Below are 22755 nucleotides of genomic sequence, written 5' to 3'. Positions count from 1 at the left end.
TCATCTTTTTATGCAGTCGTAGCCACAGGAGCTTCAGCCAGCACGCCGGCAGCCTGATCGATCTGCTCTCTGGTTGTCAGCTCAGTAGCACACCAAAGCGTGGCATTGCCCAGCTCCGGATACCACTTCCTCAGCGGCACTCCGCCGATGATCTTGCTTTCCAGCAGCCGAGCATTCAGCTGCTCCGGAGCCTCATTCGTCTCGATCACAAACTCATTGAAGCGCGGAGTTCCAGCAAAGAGCAGCTTCCCGCTTTCACCAAGCTTCTTCGCCGCATACTGCGCCTTCGCCAGGTTCTGCACCGCCAGCTCTTTAATTCCCTCTTTGCCATAGACAGTCATGAAGATCGTCGCCATCAACGCCACCAGCGCCTGGTTGGTGCAGATATTCGAAGTAGCCTTCTCACGCCGGATATGCTGCTCGCGCGTCGAGAGCGTCAGCACAAAACCGCGGCGCCCATCCCTGTCCTTGGTCTCTCCCACCAGCCGCCCAGGCATCTGGCGCACATACTTTTCCTTCGCCGCCAGCACGCCGCAGAACGGACCGCCATAGCTCGAAGCCACACCGAACGACTGCGCTTCCAGCGAAACGATATCGGCTTCGGCAGGAGGCTTCACGATGCCCAGAGAAACAGCTTCGGCAATCGAGACAATCAGCAGCGCGCCTTTCTTATGCGCAATCTCGGCAATCGCAGGAATATCTTCGACCACTCCGAAGAAGTTCGGCGACTGCACCAGCACGCACGCAGTCTGGTCGCTCACCGCCTGGTCAAGCGCAGCAAGATCGATGCGGCCATCCGCGCCATATCCAATTTCCTTGGCCGAATGCGCCTGGTGCTGCGAGTAGGTCTCCATCACCTCGCGGTATTCCGGATGCACCGTGCGCGCGACCACCACGCCATCGCGCCCGGTAATGCGGACCGCCATCATCACCGCCTCTGCTGCGCCCGTCGATCCGTCATACATCGAAGCGTTGGCAAGGTCCATGCCGGTAAGCTCGCAGATCATGGTCTGGAACTCAAAGATCGCCTGCAGCGTGCCCTGCGTAATCTCCGCCTGATACGGTGTATACGAGGTCAGAAACTCGCCACGCTGCACCAGCGAATCAATAATGACCGGCCGGTAGTGCCGATAGACGCCCGCGCCCAGAAAGCTGGCATAACCGGCAGCATTGTGCGCCGCCGCAGCCTTGAAGTGGTCGACAATCTCCGACTCGCCCATCTGCCGCGGAATGTTCAGGTCGTGCGTGAGGCGGTACTCCTCCGGAATGTGACTGAAGAGATCCTCAATCGAAGAGGCGCCGATTTCGCGCAGCATCTCAGCACGCTCGGCAGGTGATTTAGGTAGATAGCGCATGTTCGGTCCTTGCTGAAAAATCAACCGCGAAGGTGCTAAGGCGGCCAGCTGCGCGTTGTTAGTCTCCAGTTCTTGGTACTAAGAACTAACAACTGATAACTAAAAACTTGCGAAGTTCTAGTGCCCCGTTTCTTCCGCGATGAACTTCTCGTAATCTTCGGCGCTCAAAAGCATCTCCGCTTCCGCCGGATCGCTCAGCTCAACCTTCATGATCCATGCGCCGTGCGCATCGGTGTTGATCTTTTCCGGAGCAGAAGCCAGCTCTTCATTCACCTCGGTCACAGTGCCTGTAACCGGCGAATACAGGTCAGAAACAGCCTTCACCGACTCGACGCTGCCGAAGACTTCGCCCTTCTTCACGGCTGTGCCCACGCTGGGCGACTCGACAAAAACAATATCGCCAAGCGAGTTCTGGGCGTAGTCCGTAATGCCGACCTTGCCGGTTTTGCCGTCAACCTCAATCCACTCGTGTTCGCGGGTATAGCGGTACTTCGCAGGATATGCCATGTAATTTCTCTTCCTATTGTACGGTCTGTTGCTACTGCTGCTTTTTGGGTCGACGGTAGAACGGCGTGGGCACGACCTTTGCCCGGACCATGGTGTTGCGCACCTGCACAAAGACTTCCTTGTCGAGAGCCGCGTATTCGAGCGGAACAAAGCCCAGCGCAATATTCTTCTTCAGGAATGGCGCAGGCGAGCCGCTGGCGACCGCGCCAATCTGCGTGCCGGCTTCATTAAAGATGCCGTAGCCATCGCGTGCGATGCCGCGCTCGATCACTTCAAGTCCAACAAGCTTGCGCTCCGGGCCGCCCGAAGCCTGCACCTGCTTCAAAGCATCCGACCCGATGAACGGTCCCTTATCGAGCTTGCAGAAGCGGTCAAGCCCCGCCTCAAAAACATTGATCGTCTCAGAAATCTCATGCCCGTAAAGCGACATCGCCGATTCGAGACGCAGTGTATTGCGGGCGCCCAGCCCGCAGGGAATAATCCCGAACTCCTTGCCCGCATCGAGCACTTCCTCCCACACGCGCTTGCTCGTCGCCTCATCCGACGGCACATAAATCTCAAAACCGTCCTCACCCGTATACCCGGTGCGCGCGACGAGCGTATTGTGCAATCCGCAGACCGTCCCCCACTTGAACCAGTAGGGCTTGATCGTCGAAAGATCCACGCTGGTCAGCTTCTGCAGCGTCTCCGCCGCCTTCGGCCCCTGAATCGCGAGCTGCGTGTAGTAGTCGCTGTAATCGTTCACGTGGCAGTGGAATTTCTGCGCATTCGTCCTGACCCAGTTGTAGTCCTTCTCGCGCGTGCCTGCGTTGATGACGATCAGGTAGTCATTATCAGAAAACTTGTGGACGATCACATCATCCACAAACGTGCCTTGCGGATAGAGCATCGCCGAATACTGCGCCTGCCCCACCTGCAGTTTCGAGGCATCGTTCATGCAGATGTGCTGGATGGCATCGAGCGTCTCCGGCCCGCGCAGCTGGATGTCGCCCATATGGCTCACATCGAAGAGCCCCACGCCGGTACGTACCGCCATATGCTCGGCGATCAGCCCTGAGTATTCGACAGGCATGTCCCACCCGCCAAAATCGACCATCTTGGCACCCATCTGGCGGTGAACAGCATTAAGCGGGGTCTTGCGAAGCACAGGTGCAGTAGCTGATGTAGACACGGGAGAAATCCTTCAGGCAAAAAGTGCGGAACTTTTTACGCTAAAGCATTTCGCAGGCAGGTGTAAACCAGAGGCGCCAGGAGCAGTCGACTGCCATGCAAACTATCTACGAAACAAAACGAATTGTCATCCTGAGCGAAGCGACCAGAGGGAGCGCAGTCGAAGGACCTGCAGTTGCGCTTCGGTTGCCACGACAAGGGTGCCCCGGGTTCGCGCAGCTAACCTGGGTAGTTTCTTCACTTCTCCGCGTAATACCCATCCCGCGTCTGCACAAAGAGGTCTTTCTTCTTCGCCGTCAGAGCGATCTTGTGATAGCTCTCATCTGTACTCGACTTATCCGGCGTGTAGCCAAGCATGTACTGCGAACGCAGCTCTTCGGCAATGCTCGAATAAATCTGGTCGAAGTTTTCCTTCTTCTTGGCCTCAAACATCCGCCCGCCCGTCTCCTGCGCGATCTGGATCATGATCTTCTTCCCATCCACATGCGGCTCTGACGACGGACGCTGCCCGCCGCGACCCCCCGGATATCCGCCGCCACCGCCGGGCCAGCCACCCCCGCCCATGCCGATGCGCGGCCGCCCATAGCCTCCGCCGCGATTGTCGTAGTCGTGCTGCTGCTCGCCCTGAAAATAAATGGTGTAGACCACGGTATTCGAGCGCTGTGCCGCTTCAATCGCCGAGTTCAGCGTCTCCTTGCTGCCGCGGTCCTGCCCGTCGCTCAACACCACCAGCGCCTTGCGCCCCTGCTGCTTTTTCATCAGCTCATCCGATGCAAGAAAGATGGCGTCATAAAGCTGCGTGCCTCCACCGCGATGCATGCGGGAGGAATCATCCGAAGAAGACTGCTGCGTCGGCCCAAGCCCCTCCAGCGCCGAAGCCAGCTTGTCCTTCGAGTTCGTCAGGTCTTCCAGCAGCTCTACCTCGCGGTCAAAGTGGATGAGGAAAGCCTTGTCTTCCTGCTTCACCAGCATCTGGTTCAGAAAGCTCTTGCTCGAAGCCTTCTCCTGGTCAAGAGCATTGCGCATGCTCATGCTGGTATCCGTAAGCAGGCCAAGCGTAAGCGGCAGGTTCGTGTCCAGGTTGAAATACTTGATGGTCTGCGGACGAGTGTCTTCCGTTAGGGTGAAATCGTCTTTGGTCAGATTGGTGACGATCTGCCCCTTCTTGTCGCGGACCGTGACCGGAAGCGTCACCACCTTCACATTGACCGAAAGCGTCGTGGTCGAAGTGGCTGGAGCCGGGGCAGCAGGCGCGGCAGAAGGCGTCGAGCTTTGACAGTACGCAGCAACAGCAGTCGAGAGCAGTCCAAGGACGAGGGCGGAACAGCAACGAATAGGCTTCGCGGGAAACATAACAGGTATCGTTGCCTGTTAGACGGAAAAACCGGCATTCCGGTTGAAGAGCCCGGCAATGCATTTTACGGACTGAAAATGTACGTTCACGGAATTTCTAACTGAGCGCAACCCGGTATCGCCGGGATTCTGAGAAAATGTTTGCAGCAAGCCCGGCTAGACCCTGAAAACTCCAACCCGAGGTCCACTTATGGAACGCCGCGACTTCCTCAAGCAGAGCGCATTTGCCGCCGCTGCCGCCGCCACGACCAGACTTTCTGCCGCGACTCCCACAAATCCCATCGCGCGCCGCCCTCTGGGCAAGACCGGCGAGCACCTTTCCATGATCGGCTTTGGCGGAATCGTTGTGATGAACGAAGAGACCGGAGCCGCCGGCAACATCGTCGCCGAAGCCGTCGATCGCGGCATCAACTACTTTGACGTAGCCCCCAGCTATGGCAATGCGCAGGAGCGGCTCGGCCCCGCGCTCGCTCCCTACCGCAAGAACTGCTTCCTCGCCTGCAAGACCGAAGGCCGCATGAAAGACGATTCGCGCAAGCAGCTCGAAGAGTCGCTGCGCCTGCTCAAGACCGACCACGTCGACCTCTACCAGTTCCACGCTTTGACCAAGATGACCGACCTCGACAAGGTGCTCGGCCCCGGCGGCGCCATGGAAACCATGGAAGCCGCGAAGAAAGAAGGCAAGATCCGCTACATCGGCTTTTCCGTGCACTCAGCCGAGACGGCGCTCGCTGCCATGGACCGCTACCACTTCGATACTGTGCTCTTCCCTGTGAACTTCGTGCTCTTCTCGCAGGCAAACTTCGGCCCGCAGATTCTGAATCGCGCGCAGGAAAAAGGCATGGGCATTCTCGCGCTCAAGGCAATGGCGAAGACCGTATGGTCAGCCGACCAGAAGCAGAACCACCCTGAACCGAAATGCTGGTACCAGCCCGCCGGCTTCCCCGACGAAGCCACACTCGGCCTGCGCTGGACCTTAGGGCACCCCATCGCCGCCGCTCTGCCGCCGGGCGATGAAAAATACTTCCGCCTGGCCATGGACGTAGCGCAGAACTACAAACCGCTCGAGCCGCACGAAGAAAAAGCTCTCATCGCGCGAGCCACCGGCGTAGAACCTATCTTCCACTTAGGAAACGATGTGTAAGCAGAATTTTCGGTTTGGATGGTAGAAGCACCGGCCTTTAGGCCGGTGAATGAGAACCGAAAACACAGGGGCTTTAGCCCCGGCCGGGTACCATTCAAGTCTGAGTTTGGCTTGAATGGGGTACCCGGGATTAGAACATTTAGATCAACGCTAAATCTGCGAATACGCCGTCGGCTTTAGAACCAGATTCGAAATATTGCTCACAATCTGCTCAAATGCAAACTTCGGCGACGCGGACAGCTTCTTCCATTCAGGATCATTGCTGAAGACATTCCACTTCGCGTTCAGCTCTGTCATGTCGTTAAAAGCCAGCATGTAGGTCAGGTTGGGCAGGCGCGGGCCAATCAGCGTGTCTCCATAAAAAACCTGATGGAAGCCAGCCCGGGCAAATATCCCGAACTCACCACTGTGGAACATCTCCACTTTGCGCACATGGTCCTGGTTTGTGGGACTTTCATAGGTACGCAGCTGGAAAATACGCTCTGTCTTCTGTGCAGGTGCCGGTGGAGGCGTCAGCTTCGGCCATCCTTCAAAAGCAATCAGCAGCGAGCTTTCGATGCGAACATAAGCAGGTTCCTTCGCCGACACATTCCAGAAAGGCTCAGCCGCCTGCATGAACTCCTTGTCCTGCGCCAGCCGCAGATCGGTGGTCACCAGCGTTTCCAATGAAGTGCTGGGAATCAGCACGTAAAGCACCGGCGTCTCCGACCCGAAAGTAAGGTTGAACGCCCCTACAGGAGTGATGCCCAGCCGATTAAGCGCCGGAATCAGCGCACCCGACACATAGCTATCCGTAAGCTTCGTCTGCGGCCCGGACTGCATATAGTACTTGCGCAGCTCGTAATACTCGCGCGCCTTCCCCGCAGATGCCTGCGCTTCAGATTGAGATTTACCTGCAAGCGCAACCGCCGATGCAGCCAGAGATGAAGTAAGAAACCGGCGTCTTTCCAAAGAGCCTCCTCCTGATTCACTACGACTATAAAGGAATTGCAAAAAAGGAATTACCCGAAAGCCCCAAAAAATAAGCTGTCATCCTAGCGAGCACACCTGAGCGATACAAATAAGTTGTCATCCTGAGCGGAGTGCCGAAGCACGCAGTCGAAGGACCTGCTTTTCTGCAGACTAACGTAGCACCAAGAAAAAGCAGGCCCTCGCTAAACTCGCGAGCTTTAAACTTCAAATAACAGAGGCCACGTCTGTTTGAGAAAAATCATTCCCCTTAAAAAGCAAGGGCTCGTTCTTTACCGTTGCCAGCGCATAGGAAAAACAATCTCCCAGATTCAGCCCCGCCGGGTGTCTACCTTTCCCGAATTTCTGATACGCATCGCGAGCCTCTTCCGCCTGTTCAATATCTACAGAAACAATTTGCACCTTTGCACGCCGTAAAAACTGGTCCAGCTTCTGCCCGCCGCGCTCTCCTTTGCGGTTGCGTAGAACAACTGATGCCTCAACGAAGCTGACAGCGGAACAAAACCGTACATGATCTTCACCAATGAGGTGAATGTACTGCTCAGCTTCCGGTTCTTCCAGGAGAATAGCCAGAATTGCCGAGGTGTCGAGGACCATCAGCCAAAAAGTCCTTCTGCATCATATCCAAGAATTTCATCCGCGGGGCGCGTATCGAGATCAGGGAGTGCCGCACACTGGCGGGCAATACGCAGCAGATCTTTTTCAAGCTGCGTTGCACCACAGCCTGCATGATGTGCCGGACGAACGCGTGCCAGCCTCTCCTCAATGGCTCGCTCTGTTGCCTCGGTCAGAGTTTCACCAGTAAGACGGGCAAGCCTACGCGCAGATTTTTCTACATTCGGATTTTTAATGTAGAGTGCCATAGGGATATCCTATGTATTTAAGTATATCCCATCTTCAAATCGGCGAATTAGATAGGCATATTGCTGTCTTAATGCCTACACCACCACACTCTCCCGATACTCCCCAAATACCTCGCGCAAAGCCGCAGCAATCTCCCCCACCGTCGCATAGCTCTCAACGGCCTGAAGAATCGCAGGCATAAGATTCTCCCCCGACCGCGCATGCTCCTTCACTCGATCCAGAGCCGCCTGCCAGCGGGCCTTATCCCGGCGCTCACGCAAAGCGCGGACGCGCTCCACCTGCCTGCGCTCCAATTCCTCATCAATGCGCTGGATAGGGATAGGCGGCTCTTCCTCACGCGTGAAGCGGTTCACGCCAACCACCGTAGCCTCGCCCAAATCGACAGCCCGCTGATACTCATAAGCTGCGTTCTGGATCTCCTGCTGCACCCACCCCTGCTCAATGGCGCGCATCATTCCGCCCAGCGCATCGATACGGCCGAGATACGCCTTCACCTGCTCCTCAAGATCGTGCGTCAGCGACTCAATGTAGTACGACCCGGCAAACGGATCGATCGTCTGCGCCACACCCGACTCCATCCCAATAATCTGCTGCGTGCGCAGAGCGATCCGCGCAGCCTCTTCCGTCGGCAGAGCCAGGGCCTCGTCATATCCATTGGTATGGAGTGACTGCGTGCCGCCCAGCACCGCCGACAGCGCCTGAATCGCCGTGCGGACAATGTTGTTCTCCGGCTGCTGCGCCGTCAGCGTCGAGCCCGCCGTCTGCGTATGAAAGCGCAGCATCCAGGACCGCGGATTCTTAGCGCCAAAATGATCGCGCATCAGGTGCGCCCACACGCGGCGCGCACACCGAAACTTCGCCACCTCTTCTAAAAAATTATTGTGTGCATTGAAGAAAAATGAGAGCCGCGGCGCAAACCTGTCCACATCGAGCCCGGCATCGATCGCCGCCTGCACATAAGTCATGCCGTTGGCCAGCGTGAAGGCCACCTCCTGCGCAGCAGTCGATCCCGCCTCGCGCATGTGGTAGCCGGAGATAGAAATCGTATTCCACTCCGGAACCTCTTCATTCGCCCACGCGAACATATCGGTAATAATTCGCATGGCATGTCGAATGGGATAGATATAGGTCCCGCGCGCAATGTACTCCTTCAGAATGTCGTTCTGCACCGTACCGGAAAGCTTCCTGACATCAGCCCCCGTCCGGTGGGCCACGGCGACGTAGAGCGCCAGCAGAATACTCGCCGTCGCATTGATCGTCATCGAAGTCGAAATCCTGTCGAGCGGAATTCCATCAAACAGCCGCTCCATGTCTTCGATCGAATCAATGGCGACGCCCACCTTGCCGACCTCGCCCAGAGACATCGGGTCATCGGAGTCATATCCAATCTGCGTGGGCAGATCAAACGCGACCGACAACCCGGCCGTCCCATGCTCCAGCAGAAACTTGTAGCGGCGATTGCTCTCCTCAGCATCGCCCATCCCCGCATACTGGCGCATCGTCCAGAGCCGCCCGCGGTACATGGTGGGCTGAATGCCGCGCGTATAGGGAAACTCTCCGGGAAAACCCAGGTCTTTCAGCGGATCAAAGCCAATAGCCTGGAGATCTTCGCGCGTATAGACAGGCTTAGGCATTACAGGGAACAGGGTACAGCGCGCAGCGCTCAGGGTACAGTTGTCAGTTGTAAGTCATCAGTGCTTGGTCAAAACAGCGAGGAGTTGCTAAACCGGGGGCTAACAGCCAGCAACTAAGAACTGCGCCCTGCGCCTTGTGCCCTGCGCCCTGTACGCTGCTTCCGTCCCGCCCGGTAAAACGCGCTGATCGAGAAATAGGCAAACACCAGAGTAACCACGGCATAGGTCAAAAACCGCGAGTGCCCAACTCCCGCCGACCAGTACTGCCGCAGCTTGTAAGTATTTGAAGCAAAAACAATAGTGAACAGCGTAAAAAACAGTCCTGTAATCTCAAGCCACAGCACGCCGCTGGCATGCGCAAAGGGCTTCCACATGGACTCCCCGAATTTGCGCGCGCCTTGCGCGACAGCCTTGCCTTTTGCGGCGTACACTGGCTTTAGCGGTTTTGCAGGCGCAGTTTGAACATGCGGAGGGTTTCCTTGCGTGGCGCGGTCCTTGAGCATCCTGGATGCGACGCGAAAACCAACTCCGAATTTGCGGCCGAGCGTATTCGGCTCCATAGAAAAAAGTTTACCAGCCGGGGAGATTCGAGTTGCCCTCCTCCGTCATCAGAAGTAATGTAAGGACTATTCCCCCGCTCCTCGCCGCCGCCCCCGGGTGAGGGAGAAACGGAGAACATCCATCTTGAACGCCAAGCTGCGAAAACTCGTTCAACAACTGGGAGAAGCCATCCACGAGACCGTCTCTGAATCGGAGCACATCGCCGGAGTCGTCCAGGACATTCGCAAGCAGGGGTTCGATGTGCTGCTCATGCTCGAGGCGACCATCGGCCTGAACGAGCTCGAACAGCAACCTGAGGCCGCCCTCGGACCATCGAACGCAGGGGACCAGCAGGAAGAGAGTAGCGGGACGTTTTCATCGCAGGACGTTCACTTTTTGCGTTCACTCCGCATCGCCATTCACGAGGACGGAAAAGAAGAATAGCGGTTTTGACTCCTTGTTGCTGTTCTATATGCTAGTATCGCCATTCCCGGCGTACGATATTCCGCCGTGAACGTTGCGAACGAAGCAAATAAAAGCAAAGAGGGCGTCGTAACCCATGAAGGACACTCTTGGCGTACTTTTAGCAGGCGGCGCAGGCGAGCGCCTTTTTCCCCTCACTCGCGATCGCGCAAAGCCCGCAGTCCCCTTCGGCGGCCACTATCGCATCATCGACATCACGCTGTCCAACTGCATCAATTCTGAGCTGCGCCGCGTCTACATTCTCACGCAGTACAAGGCGCTCTCGCTGAACCGCCATATCCGTGAAGGCTGGACCAGCGTCGTCGCGCACGAGCTGGGCGAATTCATTGAGATACTGTCGCCCATGCAGCGCGTCAGCGCCAACTGGTACATGGGCACAGCAGACGCCGTCTACCAGAACATCTACTCCATCGGCGCAGAACAGGCCAAGTACGTAATCATCCTTTCCGGCGACCACATCTACAAAATGGACTACGGCAAGATGCTCGAGCAGCACATACACGCCGCAGCCGATGTGACCCTGGCCACTCTGCCCATCAATCCGGCAGAAGTATCGCGCTTCGGCGTGGTCGAAGTCGCGCGTTCCGGCGAGGTCATCGGCTTCCAGGAAAAACCGAAAACCACCAATCTGCGCTCGCCCTTCAATCCCGCCATGGTGGACGCCTCGATGGGCATCTACATCTTCAATACCGATGTGCTCCTGCCCGCGCTCATCAAAGACGCCGAAGACCCCACCTCCAAGCACGACTTTGGTCACAACATCCTTCCCAGCCTGCTGGGCAAGTACAAGATGTACGCCTACAACTTCGTCGACGAAAACCAGCAGGACGCGCTTTACTGGCGCGATGTCGGCACCCTCGACGCCTACTACGAAGCCAATATGGACGTGGCCTCCGTCTCGCCCATCTTCAACCTGTATGACAACAACTGGCCCATGCGCACGCGCGTCCGCCAGTATGCGCCGGCAAAGTTCGTCTTCGGCGAGCCGGGACGCACCGGCATGGCTATCAACTCCATCGTCTCCGCCGGATGCATCATCTCCGGCGCGCTCGTGCGCAACAGCGTCCTCTCGCAGGACGTACGCGTGAACTCCTACTCTGAAGTCGATTCGAGCATCGTCTTCTCGCACGTCAACATCGGACGCCACTGCCGCATCCGCCGCGCCATCATCGACCGCGATGTACACCTGCCCGAAGGCACAGTCATCGGCTACGACCAGAACGAAGACCGTCGCAACTACTTCGTCACACCGTCAGGACTGACAGTCGTCACACGCGATTACTCCCTCTATGAGAACCCCGTAACGACAGACTTCCTCCAGCCCATTTAAGAGGATATGAGCTGGTCTGATAGCTATAGTTGGCCTGATGGCTGGATTTGATTTGATAGCTATATAGAGTTGTCATCCCGACCGAAGTGACCGGAGAGAACGTAGCAGAGGGACCTGCAGTTTTCTGAATGCACGGCAGAAGGCTCTGCGATGAATCCTCTGCGTTCATTCAGCGGAGGAGCCTGTCCCTGAGCGAAGCCGAAGGGACAGGCAATTTCTTTCCCTTACGCTGTCATCCTGACCCTGAACGCAGCGAAGGGGAAGGATCTGCTTTTCGCGTCGATAGCCACAACACGGGTGCCCCAGGTTCGCGGAGCGCAGCGTAGCTAACCTGGGTCTTTTCCCCGCAAGCAGCACCAACCGTCATTCTGAGCGAAGCGAAGGATCTGCTTTTCTTCGACTTGGCAAGATCATATATGCCTGAACTTATGCAGAAACCATAGCGGGTTTTCTTGGCGCCCTTTGCGTCTATCGGGGTCCCCATCACGCGCGATTTTCGTGTGATGGGGTGATTGGCAGTAGCTTTTTTAAAAAGCAAATTGACATACCCATACATCTAGGTCTACCCTCCAATACCAAGACATATAGGTATAGCAGATGGCAAAAAACGACCTCCAGGGAAGCCTCGACCTCCTCGTCCTCAAAACTCTGTCACAGGTAGGCCCGCTGCACGGCTACGGAATCGTGCTGCACATCCAGAAAGCCTCCGACGCCCTATTAAATGTGGAAGAAGGCTCGCTCTACCCCGCCCTGCACCGCATGGAACAGAGCAACTGGCTCCGCTCCGAGTGGTCGCTCACCGAGACCGGCCGCAAAGCCAAGTACTACAGGCTGACGCCTGCCGGCCGAAAGCAACTCGAAGAAGCGGAAAAGAGCTTCGAGCAGCTCGTCAAAGGCATCCGCGCCATCCTCCGCTACGCATGAGGTGATCCATGTCGCTGCCACGCCGCATCGCCAACCTCTTCCGCCGGTCCCGAATCGACCAGGAAACCGAAGCCGAGCTTCGTTCGCACATCGAAATGCGGATCGAAGACAACATCGCCGCAGGCATGTCCCCGGAAGCCGCACGCCGCGATGCCCTCCTGCATTTCGGCAATCCCACTGTTACGAAGGAGCGCGTTGCCGCCATGGATATCTCACTCACACTGGACGGCATCTGGCGCGACCTGCACTATGCCTTGCGGCAATTGATCAAGCATCCAGGCTTCTCGCTTACCGCAATAGCGACTCTCGCGCTAGGTATCGGAGCCAACGTTGTTGTCTTCAGCGTGCTGAATGCGCTGATCCTGCGTCCCATGAACGTCCCTCAGCCGCAAAATCTCTATAACGTAGGAATGAAAGCGCGCGATAGCCTCTTCCAGTCCTACCCGGACTATCTCGACTATCGCAACCGCAACAACACCTTCAGCGGAATGCTGACCTACGATACGGCCAGAATAGCGATCACCACTGGCAAAACCACAATCAGAAGCTCCGGCTATCTGGTTTCTTCCAATTACTTCGATGTGCTGAGCATTCAACCTGCGATAGGCCGCTTTTTTCATGCAAACGATGAGCATGGGATGAACTCCGCCCCGTATGTTGTCCTCAGTTATGACTTCTGGCATGGACGCTTGAACAGCAATCCGAATGTCATCGGCACAACTGTTGATCTGAATAGCCACCCATTTACCGTGATCGGAGTTGCTCCCCGGCAGTTTCATGGAACAGAAATCTTTTGGTGGCCCGACTTCTGGATTCCGATCATCGACGCGCCGTTAATTGGATACAGCCCGAACTATCTCACCTATCGAGCGATGCACAATCCCTGGATATTAGGGCGTTTGAAACCTGGGGTGACCCCTCAGCAGGCTACAGACAATCTGAACGCCATCGCAAATCAATTAGCCCGGCAGTACCCGGCTGAGGACTTCGGCCTTGATGCTCGCCTTATTAAGCCCGGATTGATGGGAGATATGTGGGGCGATTCCATCCGCGGCTTTATGACTGGAATCATGGCGATGGCTGCGCTGGTTCTGCTTGCAGCATGCGCTAATTTAGGCAGTATCTTCGCCGCGCGCGCCGCGGATAGAAGCCGCGAACTGGCCCTTCGCTTAGCGATTGGCTCCAGCCGATGGACCATCATCCGTGGCCTGCTGACGGAGGCGGTCCTCATCTCTCTGGCTGGCGGAGCAGTCGGAACATTCTTTGCCTCAGCATTGCTGCAGGCGATGAGTCACTGGCAGCCTTTCGCTGATTTCCCCATCCACGCAATTGTCCTTCCTGATGTAAAGGTCTATGCACTTGCATTCGTCCTGTCTCTATGCAGCGGCATCTTGTTTGGCTTGCTGCCTGTGCGGCAGGTCCAGAGATCAGATGCGGCGCAAGTCATCAAGAGCGGAGCAGGCACAACAACAACCTTCCGGCGCTTCGCCTTGCGCGATGTCCTGCTATGCGTGCAGATTGCCCTCTGCACTCTCCTGGTGACAGCTTCACTCGTAGCTCTTCGCGGAATGCAACGCTCTCTGCACGCGCCTCTTGGCTTTCAACCAGAAGATGTGATGCTTGCAGCAACCCAATTCAATATGGCCGGATACAAAGATGGCCAGAGGCTCCCAACACAAAAGCGCATGCTCGATGAGGCGGCGCGCCTCCCCGGCGTATCTTCTGTAGGGGTGATTGATCGTATCCTGCTTGGCAACGGCTGCTGCGGAAGCGAAGGTGTCTTCCGGATCGGCACAACCGATTTCCGGAAGGAAGTCCTCGACGCTCACAACTTTGCGATCTCTCCGGGATATCTGAAAACCGCCGGCACGCGATTGCTTTCAGGCCGCGATTTTACCTGGCATGATGATGCCAGTTCCCCTGAAGTTGCGCTGGTAAACGTGACATTTGCGCACATGATATTCGGAACCACTCAGGTAGTAGGCCAACATTTTCTATTATGGGGACACACTCGCCCGAAGGAAATCGTTGGCGTCGTCGAAGACGGGAAATACATGTCCCTGACCGAAGCCCCTCAGCCGGCCATGTTCTTTCCTCTGACGCAGGAACAGGGCAACTTTGACACCGTGCTCGTTGTCCGATCAGCATTGTCTCCAACAGAAATGACAACTGCGCTCGATCGCATGCTTACGAGCATCGATCCCAACCTTCCTTTCATTGTGCGCAGCTGGCCGGACTCGCTCGAGCTCACCCTCTTCCCGGCGCGAGCCGCAACCGCCGCGCTCGGCATCATGGGATTACTGGCAGCCATGCTGGCCATCACCGGCATTTTCGGCATGGCAGCGTACAGCGTTTCAAGGCGCATGAAGGAGCTAGGTATCCGCGTAGCATTAGGAGCGGCACGCGTACAACTCATACGCGCCGCGCTCGGCAGACCTTTAGTCTTGCTGCTCTTCGGTTCAGCGGCAGGACTGATGTCAGGCATTCTGGCCAGCCGCCTCCTGGCGCAGATTGTCTATGAAGCGACACCGCGCGACCCGCTGGTGCTCGGCGGCGTGGTTCTAACCATGGCTTTGCTAGGCCTTCTGGCAGCCTGGATTCCAGCCCGGCGCGCTCTGGCAATCGATCCCGCGCGATTACTTAGAGAAGAGTGAACCAATGTCGATCTTTCGCCGCATCGCCAACCTCTTCCATCGGTCCCGGATCGACCAGGAAACCGAAGCCGAGCTTCGTTCGCACATCGAAATGCGGATCGAAGACAGCATCGCCGCAGGCATGTCCCCGGAAGCCGCACGCCGCGATGCCCTGCTTCATTTCGGAAATCCAACCGTCGCAAAGGAGCGTGTTGCCGCCATGGATCTCTCACTCACAATCGACAGCATCTGGCGCGATCTGCGGTATGGACTCCGTCAGCTCCTCAAAATGCCCGGCTTCACGGTGACCGTAGTCCTCACGCTGGCCTTCGGCATCGGAGCCACCTCGGCCATCTTCACGCTTTTTGACCAGGTGCTGCTGCGCATGCTCCCTGTCGAGCGCCCGAAAGAACTGGTGCGCTTCGAATGGACCGGATCGTTCTCCGGCTCCAGCAGCGGCTTCGGCGGCGGCACGCGCAATTATTTTTCGTATCCCATGTACAAAGACCTGCGCGACCGTAACCAGGTCTTCAGTGGCGTACTTGCCACCTTGCGCACCGGCTTTGGCATCTCCTGGCATGATCAGGCAGAAAATGATTCGGCTGAGATGGTGAGCGGCAATTATTTCGAGCTTCTGGGATTGAAGCCCGCAGCAGGAAGGCTCTTCACCGCAGCTGACGAAACACAAAAGGATGCCAACGCCGTCGTTGTTCTGAGCTACGACTACTGGAGAACGCGCTTTACCGCATCGCACGATGTCATCGGCCAGAACCTGCTCATCAACAGCCATCCCTTCACCATCATTGGCGTCGCGCCGGAGAATTTTTACACCGCCATCGGCGGCTACCGTCCCGCCGTTTTTGTCCCTCTCACTATGGTCGACATCGCCATACCCTGGGTGGCGCCCAGTCACAACCTCGACAACCACCAATCGCTCTGGCTGACTCTGGTCGCGCGTCTCAAGCCCGGGGTTACCGCTGCCCAGGCTGAAGCCAGTCTCGGACCGCTCTGGCACGGGTTACGCGCCCAGGAGCTGACGCTCTACAAAAGCGTCTCGCCGCACTTCCGCGAAGGCTTTGTCGATAAGTCACATCTTCAGGTCAAGGACGATTCCATGGGCTTCTCTCCCGGGCGCATGGAACTGAAAACGCCTCTCATCATCCTGCTGAGCATGGCCGGACTGCTGACAGCCATGTGTACTCTCAATGTGGCCACTCTTCTCCTGCTGCGCGCGTCGGCGCGAGCACGGGAAATGTCCATGCGTTACGCGCTGGGCGCAAGGTTCGGGCGCATTGCTTCACAATTACTTATCGAAGGAGGACTGCTCAGTATCGCAGGCGCAGCCCTGGGCCTCGTGCTGTCTCCCCTCATCGCTCGAATCCTGGTCCGCTTGATGACCCATGCCAACCCAGGCAATGAACCCTATTCTTCTTCAGTCGATACGCGCGTGCTGCTGTTCACCCTGGCGCTGTCTATCGCCATAGGATTGCTCTTCAGCATCGCGCCCGTGCTGCATTTCCTGCGCCCTGATCTCGCCAATGCATTGCGCCAGAACACAGGCACCACCTCGAAAGGCTCGCATCTCTTCCGCAAAATCGCCGTCGGTGTACAAATCGCGCTCAGCGTGCTGCTTCTTGGCGGAGCAGGTCTCTTCGTCCGCACCCTCGACAATCTTCGCCAGCAGCACCTCGGCTTCGACACAAACCATCTGGTAACCTTCGGCCTCGATCCAACCGAGTCGGGCTATAACGGAGTCAGCACCTCTTCCATCATCACCAACGCCCTCGACGCCCTTCACCGTATTCCCGGAGTGGAAACAGCAGCAGGTACTACCGATGCCGAGCTTTCAGGAAATGAGGAATTCAATGGATACGCCGTGCAGGGCTACAAGCCTGCCGAAGACGAGCGCATGAGTTTCGAATCCCCCGATGTCACGCCTGGTTATTTCACAACCTTGCATCAGCCTCTTCTGGCTGGCAGGGATTTCACCGTGGCGGACGCAAAGGGCGCGCCTAAGATAGCCATCGTCAATCAAGCATTCGCGGATCGCTTTTACGGATCGGCGCAAAAAGCCTTGGGCCATCTCTTGGGCTTCGGCGGCGATCCTCCACAGTTCGACACCACTATCGTCGGCATCGTGGGCAATATCAAGCACGAAGACCTCCGCACCGATATCGGCCCGGCTGTCTATCATCCCTATCTGCAGCGGGACCATCCCTCCGGCGTACAGATTTACGTCCGCGCCAGGCAGCAACCGGAAACCATCGAATCCGCCATCCGGCGCGCGATACACGACCTTGATCCCAAACTCATAGTCGATGACCTGCGCACTATGGAAACCCAGGTCGACATCAGCGCCGCCAACGAGCGCGCTCTGGCCATTCTGGCCATGAGCTTTGCCGCTCTGGCCGCGCTGCTGGCCGCGATCGGCCTTTACGGAGTGCTCGCCTACTCCACCCAGGGCCGCACCCGCGAAATTGGCGTGCGCCTGGCCCTCGGAGCGCGGCAATACTCAGTCATCCTGCTTGTCCTGCGCGAGATGGCATGGATCACCGCCATAGCCATCCTCATCGCCGTGCCTTCAACCATCGCTCTGGCCCGGCTCTTCAGCAGCCAGCTTTACGGAGTAACCGCCTCCGACCCGATCACCCTGGCAGCAGCACTCGCGCTCACTGCAGTGATGCTGATCCTGGCCGCAGCCCTGCCCGCGCGCCGCGCAGCCTCTGTCAATCCGGTAGAGGCGTTGCGCGCCGAATAAAAACTTTCACCACAAGAGCACAGACCTCTCTGCGAGTTCTCTGTGTCCTCTGCGCTCTCTGTGGTAAAAAGCTTTTGATTTATTCGTAAGCCAGCGCGTCGATAGGATCCTTGCGCGCAGCCTTGAGCGCCGGATAAAGCGCCCCCAGGATCGACCCGAAGAAGGCAATCAGCGCCGCCCGAATGCGCCAGTCAAGACTCACCGGAAACGGCAGCGCAGGATAGCGGTAGTTCAATCCGAACTTGAGCAGGTAGGTGACGCCGACGCCAAGAACAATGCCGGCAATCGAGATCATCGCCGCTTCCCGCAGCACTACATTGGTGATGTATCCGCGCGAAGCCCCAAGCGACTTCAGGATGCCGATCTCGCGCGTGCGCTCCATGACCGCCGTGTACATCGTTTGAAAAACAACGATGAAGCCAATCACCACTGCAATGCCGATTACGCTGTTCAGTGCAGCATTGAAGCCCGGCAGGTGCCCAGCCGTCATCTGTGACATCGCCTCTTCAATCGTTGTCACCTGGTACTGGCTGAGGCCCGGCGTGTTCTTGATTTCCTGACGAACCAGTTCCTGATTCGCGGGGTCGTCCGTGCGCAGATAAAACGCAGATGCGTTGTCGGGGTTCCCGATCATCTCGCCCAGCGTGCGAATGGGAATAAACTTCCGTCCCCCCCGTCCATGCTCCACAATGCCGCAGATGCGGAAGGGATGATTCTTGATCTGGATCGTCTCACCGATATGGTGGCCGCCATTCGCGCGAGCAAAAACATCATCCACCAGGATGTCATCCGGTCCCTGAAATCTTGTTCCCGCAATAAAGTTGAACGGCTTCAGGGCGTTGAATCCGTCAAAATCGATGCCCCAGTTGACCTCGATCGAGCTGCCCAGGCTGAAATCCTGAATCACCGGCGTCGCCACCGCGACATGCTGCAGCTTCCCAAGAACATCGGCAACTTTCGCCGGAACAGGCGCGCCGCTGACGCCAGTAATGAAGCTCGCATTCGGCGGACGGACAATCAGGTTCGCCCCAATGCCATTGGTCTGCTGGCGCGAATAATCAATCTGCCCGATAAAGATCCCGACAATGGACAGGATCATGACCACCTCGACTGCAACGGCAAAAACGCCGATCAGGGTGCGTATTGGGCGATGCAACAGATTGCCGACGACAAGCTTATTCATGCAGGCAGATTACCGTCCCATTCCGGTACAAAACACGGATATCTCGAATTTTGAGTGTAACAAAGCTGGTGCAACTGCCGATAATGTGAGCCAGCAGGGCAGCAACAAGAAGAAAAATCGATTTAAAAATTCTTCCGGACTCGAATTTCTGAGGTTACGTTTTCTTCATTTGGAGCGGCAAGAACCACGAAAATAAAGGATTTTGCTTTGACTTGTCAGCTTCAGAGTTTTATGTTGTGCACTAGAGACAGGGCATAGAACCCTTCGCTTTACGCTCGATAACGCTAGATTTTGACCGGAAATTTTCCGCTTTCAACCCCAGGGAGATTTGCGCAGGAACAGGAAACATGGGTCAGTTCGGCGAAGATTTGCGAAAAGAACGGGAGTCTCGCGGTGTTGCCCTCGAGGCCATCACCGACGCAACCAAGATCAGCGGCCGCCATCTGCTGGCTCTTGAACAGGAGCACTTCGATATTCTGCCCGGCGGCGTCTTCAACAAGGGCATCGTGCGCGGCTACGCCCGCATTGTCGGCCTCGATGAAAACGTGTGGGTCGACCGTTTCATGTCTGCCTACCAGCAGAGCGGACAGCTCAAGGACGACGACGCCAACTGGATCGAATTCGCAGAAAACGTAGGCAAGACCCGCAACCACACCGACCTTCGCCCGGAAATGCGCCTCCGCTGGACAGGTGTTGCCGTGCTCCTCATCCTTCTCTCGGTCCTGGGATGGTTCGTCTGGCATTACGTAAGTCACCGCATTGCCACCGCCGAGCAACACCGCCAATCCCTCTCCGCACCCGCAACAGACACGGCTCAACTGCCCGTTCTCCCGAATATGGATGAGCGGTTACAGCTTCAGAAATCATTGGCTCTGTAGCGGCTATTCTCTGGGCTCCGTTTGCGCTTTTAAGAAAATTTCAATGTTGCTCGTAGTCCAGATAGCGACGCCTGTCCCAAAGAAATCTCTGTCTTCCGTCCATATCGCGCATGACAGCATGAGCGCAGCAGCAAGTACAGGCCAATCCTCTTCATCCCGTCCCGTCCTTGTAAACGCTGTCTGGCTTCCTCCTCAAGGAGCACATAAGATTCCCTGTCTAGCGGCTCAATGAAGCGCTGTAAGTACCGGAGTGCAACTGAAACATTGGGCCCAGACCAGCCCTTTTTCTTCAAAAGGACTGGCAGATACTCCTCGGCCTCGGAGTATGCAGTATCAGGCTCATAAAACCGAACCCCATGCACTGAATACTCTTCAAGAAGATGTCCAACGCGTTTCCCCAGGATTGCACGGATGAGGATATTCGCATCCAGAACAATCATCAGCGCGTCGTGTCCTTCTTACGGTTGCGCCATTGTTTGAAGTCAGTAACAATTTCCTCTTCGCTCAGGTCAGCCAGGGCAGCGGCTAGTTCATCGGCCGCCGCCTTGAGTTCGCCAAGATCGGCTGATCTGACATGTTTCCGGGGTGTAGGAACGTAGACGCCCACAGTCACGCCGCGTCTGGTGATCGCAACGGGTTTATCCGATTCCAGAAAACGGGCAATCTGCTCTCGAAATTCCCGGATGCCAACCTTCATTGCAGGCATAGCATTCTCCATGTGTACATATAAGTGTACACAACTTCACAAAATGAAGCAGAAAAACCATTTACTGCCCCAGAATCCCCGCTGGACAGCTGCTCTTCCCTCCTGAGGGACAACCTTTGCTCCCGCCCCTGCCGTCTAGTACCATCGTAACGACGCCTGAAGGCAGGCTATCCGCAACCAAGGGAGATACTCTTTGTCCGCACGCGACAAGTTTTTATTCACCTCTGAATCTGTCACCGAAGGCCATCCCGATAAAATCGCAGACCAGATTTCCGACGCCATCCTCGACGCCTGCCTCGAGCAGGACCCCTACAGCCGCGTCGCCTGCGAGACCCTGACCGCGACCGGCCTCGTCGTCATCGCCGGCGAAATCACCACCCAGGCCTACGTCGATTTCCAGACGCTGGTACGCGGCGTAGTCGCAGCCATCGGCTACGACAACGCCCTTTACGGCTTCGACTCCAACACCTGCGCCGTCATCTCGTCCATCAACAAGCAGTCGGGCGACATCGCCATGGGCGTCGATACCGGTGGCGCCGGTGACCAGGGCATGATGTTCGGCTATGCCACCAACGAGACCGAGGAGCTGATGCCGGCCCCCATCTCTCTGGCGCACAAGCTGACCAGGCGTCTCAGCGAAGTCCGCAAGAGCGGCAAAATGTCCTACCTGCGTCCCGACGGCAAGAGCCAGGTCACAGTCGAGTACAACGCCGAAGGCAAGCCGGTTCGCATCGACGCCGTCGTCATCTCGACCCAGCACGCCGAGACCGTCTCGAACGAAGAGCTCCGCTCCGACATTCTCAAGAACGTCATACAGGCCGTCCTTCCCGCCAACCTCCTCGACGAGAACACCAAGTACCACATCAACCCGACCGGCCGCTTCGTTATCGGCGGACCGATGGGCGACTCCGGTCTCACCGGCCGCAAGATCATCGTCGACACCTACGGCGGCATGGGCCGTCACGGCGGCGGCGCCTTCTCGGGCAAGGACCCGACGAAGGTCGACCGCTCCGCTGCCTACATGGCGCGCTACATCGCCAAGAACATCGTGGCCTCCGGACTCGCAGACCGCTGCGAAGTGCAGCTTGCCTACGCCATCGGCGTGGCCGAGCCGGTCAGCGTTCTCGTGGACACCTTCGGCACCGGCAAAGTCGAAGCCAAGAAGCTCGAAGAGCTGGTCCGCGCCAACTTCAAGCTGACGCCCAAGGACATCATCGAAAGCCTGAACCTGCGCCGCCCGGTCTACAAGAAAACCGCAGCCTACGGCCACTTCGGCCGCAGCGACAAGGACTTCACCTGGGAAGCAACCGACAAGGCCGCAGCCCTGCGTGAACAGGCCGGCCTGAAAGTCGAAGCCACGAAGAACTAGCCGTTCAGGCACAAGCGCTTCGCGCAAAACCTTCAAGGCAGGCCTCCGGGCCTGCCTTTTTACTTTGCGAAGAGATTATCCCTTAAACCCCGGATTTCGCTGAAATTCTCTGTGCTCTCCGTGTTCTCTGTGGTAAAAAGTTTTCTTTGCGGAACCTTGGCGCCCTTGGTGTCTTGGCGGTAGATTTCCCTCCTTAATCCTGATAGATATTTTTATATACGCCTATATATAATTATTAATAGGATCCGATCTATGGGAACTACAGCTGGAAAAACAAAGCGACCCACCCCGGCGAAGCACAAGGCCGTCCGCATCACCAAAGAGCGCGTCCTTATCGAATTCCCCCGGAACCTGCTTCAGCGGGCTGACGACGCAGCGGCCAAACTCGAAAAAAACAGAAGTGAGTTCATCCGTACAGCCGTAGAACAGCTTCTCGATGACATGGAAAAAGAAAAATTCGAACTCGAGCTGGCCGCCGCCTATGCCGCCAACGCTCCAATGAACCTCGGCCTCGCGAAAGAATTCGCCCATATTGACAAAGAGAGCTTCGATGATCGGTAAGCCCTTCAGGGGAATGGTCGTCGAGGTCACCCTGGATCCCGTTGTGGGGCATGAGCAGGGACGATCACGCCCCTGCGTTGTCGTCCAGAATGACATCGGCAACCGGTTTTCATCGACCACCATCATCGTTCCATTGACAGGCACAGCGCATATTAAAAAGCCGTCACCCATCTATGTGTTGGTCAGGAAAGGCGATGGTGGAACAACAAAAGACAGCTACGCCCTGTGCGATCAAATCCGCACCGTAGACCAGCGTAGATTTCGCGGTATTTACGGCACATTGGGCCTGGAAACCATGGCCCTTATAGATGGTGCGCTTCGGATAAGTCTGGGCCTGAAAAGTTGAGAACTGCATGTCCACCGGGAAAGACACATCTCTGCGCCACCTCAGCGT

Annotated in this window: 21 protein-coding genes and 2 pseudogenes; 10 read left to right on the top strand and 13 right to left on the bottom strand. The window is 56.8% G+C overall.

Features of this window, described 5'->3' with window-relative positions; all coding sequences use genetic code 11:
* Positions 1-8: 8 nt before the first annotated feature.
* From gcvPA to AC5S16_RS19965, 4 genes are all read right to left on the bottom strand, one after another.
* Complete coding sequence (gene gcvPA / locus AC5S16_RS19980) at positions 9-1355, bottom strand: aminomethyl-transferring glycine dehydrogenase subunit GcvPA (protein ID WP_493931878.1); 1347 nt, start codon at positions 1353-1355, stop codon at positions 9-11.
* A 117-nt stretch (positions 1356-1472) separates the two neighbouring features.
* Positions 1473-1862 (bottom strand): glycine cleavage system protein GcvH, encoded by a 390-nt coding sequence (gene gcvH, locus AC5S16_RS19975; RefSeq protein WP_493931877.1) that lies wholly within the window; start codon positions 1860-1862, stop codon positions 1473-1475.
* 31 nt (positions 1863-1893) lie between these two features.
* A complete protein-coding gene (gcvT, locus tag AC5S16_RS19970; RefSeq protein ID WP_493931876.1) occupies positions 1894-3033 on the bottom strand; it encodes a glycine cleavage system aminomethyltransferase GcvT in 1140 nt (379 codons plus the stop codon).
* Between the two features lie 236 nt (positions 3034-3269).
* Positions 3270-4385: a VWA domain-containing protein gene (locus AC5S16_RS19965; protein WP_493931875.1), complete on the bottom strand. Its 1116-nt coding sequence runs from the start codon at positions 4383-4385 to the stop codon at positions 3270-3272.
* A 190-nt stretch (positions 4386-4575) separates the two neighbouring features.
* Between AC5S16_RS19965 and AC5S16_RS19960 the strand changes: the two genes are divergently transcribed.
* Positions 4576-5529 (top strand): aldo/keto reductase, encoded by a 954-nt coding sequence (locus AC5S16_RS19960; RefSeq protein WP_493931874.1) that lies wholly within the window; start codon positions 4576-4578, stop codon positions 5527-5529.
* 150 nt (positions 5530-5679) lie between these two features.
* Here AC5S16_RS19960 and AC5S16_RS19955 read toward each other — a convergent pair whose 3' ends face one another.
* The 5 genes from AC5S16_RS19955 to AC5S16_RS19935 form a co-directional block, all read right to left on the bottom strand.
* Positions 5680-6480, bottom strand: coding sequence for an NIPSNAP family protein (locus tag AC5S16_RS19955; RefSeq protein ID WP_493931873.1), 801 nt, complete (start codon positions 6478-6480; stop codon positions 5680-5682).
* Between the two features lie 225 nt (positions 6481-6705).
* The gene (locus tag AC5S16_RS19950; protein ID WP_493931872.1) at positions 6706-7095 is read right to left on the bottom strand and encodes a type II toxin-antitoxin system VapC family toxin; all 390 of its coding nucleotides are present in this window, start codon (positions 7093-7095) and stop codon (positions 6706-6708) included.
* Positions 7095-7361: a type II toxin-antitoxin system VapB family antitoxin gene (locus AC5S16_RS19945; protein ID WP_493931871.1), complete on the bottom strand. Its 267-nt coding sequence runs from the start codon at positions 7359-7361 to the stop codon at positions 7095-7097. The genes AC5S16_RS19950 and AC5S16_RS19945 overlap by 1 nt, the downstream gene beginning before the upstream one ends.
* A gap of 75 nt (positions 7362-7436) precedes the next feature.
* Positions 7437-8996: an acyl-CoA mutase large subunit family protein gene (locus AC5S16_RS19940; protein ID WP_493931870.1), complete on the bottom strand. Its 1560-nt coding sequence runs from the start codon at positions 8994-8996 to the stop codon at positions 7437-7439.
* Between the two features lie 113 nt (positions 8997-9109).
* Complete coding sequence (locus AC5S16_RS19935; protein ID WP_493931869.1) at positions 9110-9556, bottom strand: hypothetical protein; 447 nt, start codon at positions 9554-9556, stop codon at positions 9110-9112.
* Positions 9557-9680: 124 nt separating this feature from the next.
* Between AC5S16_RS19935 and AC5S16_RS19930 the strand changes: the two genes are divergently transcribed.
* The 5 genes from AC5S16_RS19930 to AC5S16_RS19910 all read left to right on the top strand — a co-directional run bounded on the left by AC5S16_RS19930 (position 9681) and on the right by AC5S16_RS19910 (position 17664).
* Positions 9681-9980 carry a hypothetical protein gene (locus AC5S16_RS19930; RefSeq protein WP_493931868.1) on the top strand — a complete coding sequence of 100 codons (300 nt, stop codon included), beginning with the start codon at positions 9681-9683 and terminating at the stop codon, positions 9978-9980.
* 115 nt (positions 9981-10095) lie between these two features.
* Complete coding sequence (gene glgC / locus AC5S16_RS19925; RefSeq protein WP_493931867.1) at positions 10096-11349, top strand: glucose-1-phosphate adenylyltransferase; 1254 nt, start codon at positions 10096-10098, stop codon at positions 11347-11349.
* Positions 11350-11946: 597 nt separating this feature from the next.
* Positions 11947-12273, top strand: coding sequence for a PadR family transcriptional regulator (locus AC5S16_RS19920; protein ID WP_493931866.1), 327 nt, complete (start codon positions 11947-11949; stop codon positions 12271-12273).
* An 8-nt stretch (positions 12274-12281) separates the two neighbouring features.
* Positions 12282-14927, top strand: a complete 2646-nt coding sequence (locus AC5S16_RS19915; protein ID WP_493931865.1) for an ABC transporter permease — start codon at positions 12282-12284, stop codon at positions 14925-14927.
* A gap of 4 nt (positions 14928-14931) precedes the next feature.
* Positions 14932-17664 carry an ABC transporter permease gene (locus tag AC5S16_RS19910; protein WP_493931864.1) on the top strand — a complete coding sequence of 911 codons (2733 nt, stop codon included), beginning with the start codon at positions 14932-14934 and terminating at the stop codon, positions 17662-17664.
* A 79-nt stretch (positions 17665-17743) separates the two neighbouring features.
* Here AC5S16_RS19910 and AC5S16_RS19905 read toward each other — a convergent pair whose 3' ends face one another.
* Entirely contained in the window at positions 17744-18847 is a 1104-nt protein-coding gene (locus tag AC5S16_RS19905; protein ID WP_493931863.1) for an ABC transporter permease, read from the bottom strand.
* Positions 18848-19194: 347 nt separating this feature from the next.
* Here AC5S16_RS19905 and AC5S16_RS19900 point away from each other — a divergent pair, with 347 nt between their 5' ends.
* Complete coding sequence (locus AC5S16_RS19900) at positions 19195-19725, top strand: helix-turn-helix domain-containing protein (RefSeq protein WP_493931862.1); 531 nt, start codon at positions 19195-19197, stop codon at positions 19723-19725.
* Between the two features lie 3 nt (positions 19726-19728).
* Here AC5S16_RS19900 and AC5S16_RS19895 read toward each other — a convergent pair.
* From AC5S16_RS19895 to AC5S16_RS19885, 3 genes and pseudogenes are all read right to left on the bottom strand, one after another.
* Positions 19729-19893, bottom strand: a pseudogene (locus AC5S16_RS19895) (PIN domain-containing protein); the annotation flags it as partial.
* 32 nt (positions 19894-19925) lie between these two features.
* Positions 19926-20165, bottom strand: a pseudogene (locus tag AC5S16_RS19890) (PIN domain-containing protein); the annotation flags it as partial.
* Complete coding sequence (locus tag AC5S16_RS19885) at positions 20165-20431, bottom strand: prevent-host-death protein (RefSeq protein ID WP_493931861.1); 267 nt, start codon at positions 20429-20431, stop codon at positions 20165-20167. The gene AC5S16_RS19885 and the pseudogene AC5S16_RS19890, both read right to left, overlap by 1 nt.
* 193 nt (positions 20432-20624) lie before the next feature.
* On the opposite strand from AC5S16_RS19885, the gene metK reads away from it, so the two are divergent.
* The 3 genes from metK to AC5S16_RS19870 all read left to right on the top strand — a co-directional run bounded on the left by metK (position 20625) and on the right by AC5S16_RS19870 (position 22707).
* Positions 20625-21800 (top strand): methionine adenosyltransferase, encoded by a 1176-nt coding sequence (gene metK / locus AC5S16_RS19880; protein WP_493931860.1) that lies wholly within the window; start codon positions 20625-20627, stop codon positions 21798-21800.
* 252 nt (positions 21801-22052) lie between these two features.
* A complete protein-coding gene (locus AC5S16_RS19875) occupies positions 22053-22361 on the top strand; it encodes a ribbon-helix-helix domain-containing protein (protein ID WP_493931859.1) in 309 nt (102 codons plus the stop codon).
* Positions 22351-22707 (top strand): type II toxin-antitoxin system PemK/MazF family toxin, encoded by a 357-nt coding sequence (locus AC5S16_RS19870; protein WP_493931858.1) that lies wholly within the window; start codon positions 22351-22353, stop codon positions 22705-22707. Before AC5S16_RS19875 ends, AC5S16_RS19870 begins: the two co-directional genes overlap by 11 nt.
* Positions 22708-22755 lie beyond the last annotated feature (48 nt).

This window comes from Acidobacterium sp. FHG110202_01 (genome assembly GCF_059115305.1).
Note: the sequence above shows the minus strand (reverse complement) of the source record. Positions and strands in the feature narration are given on the sequence as shown.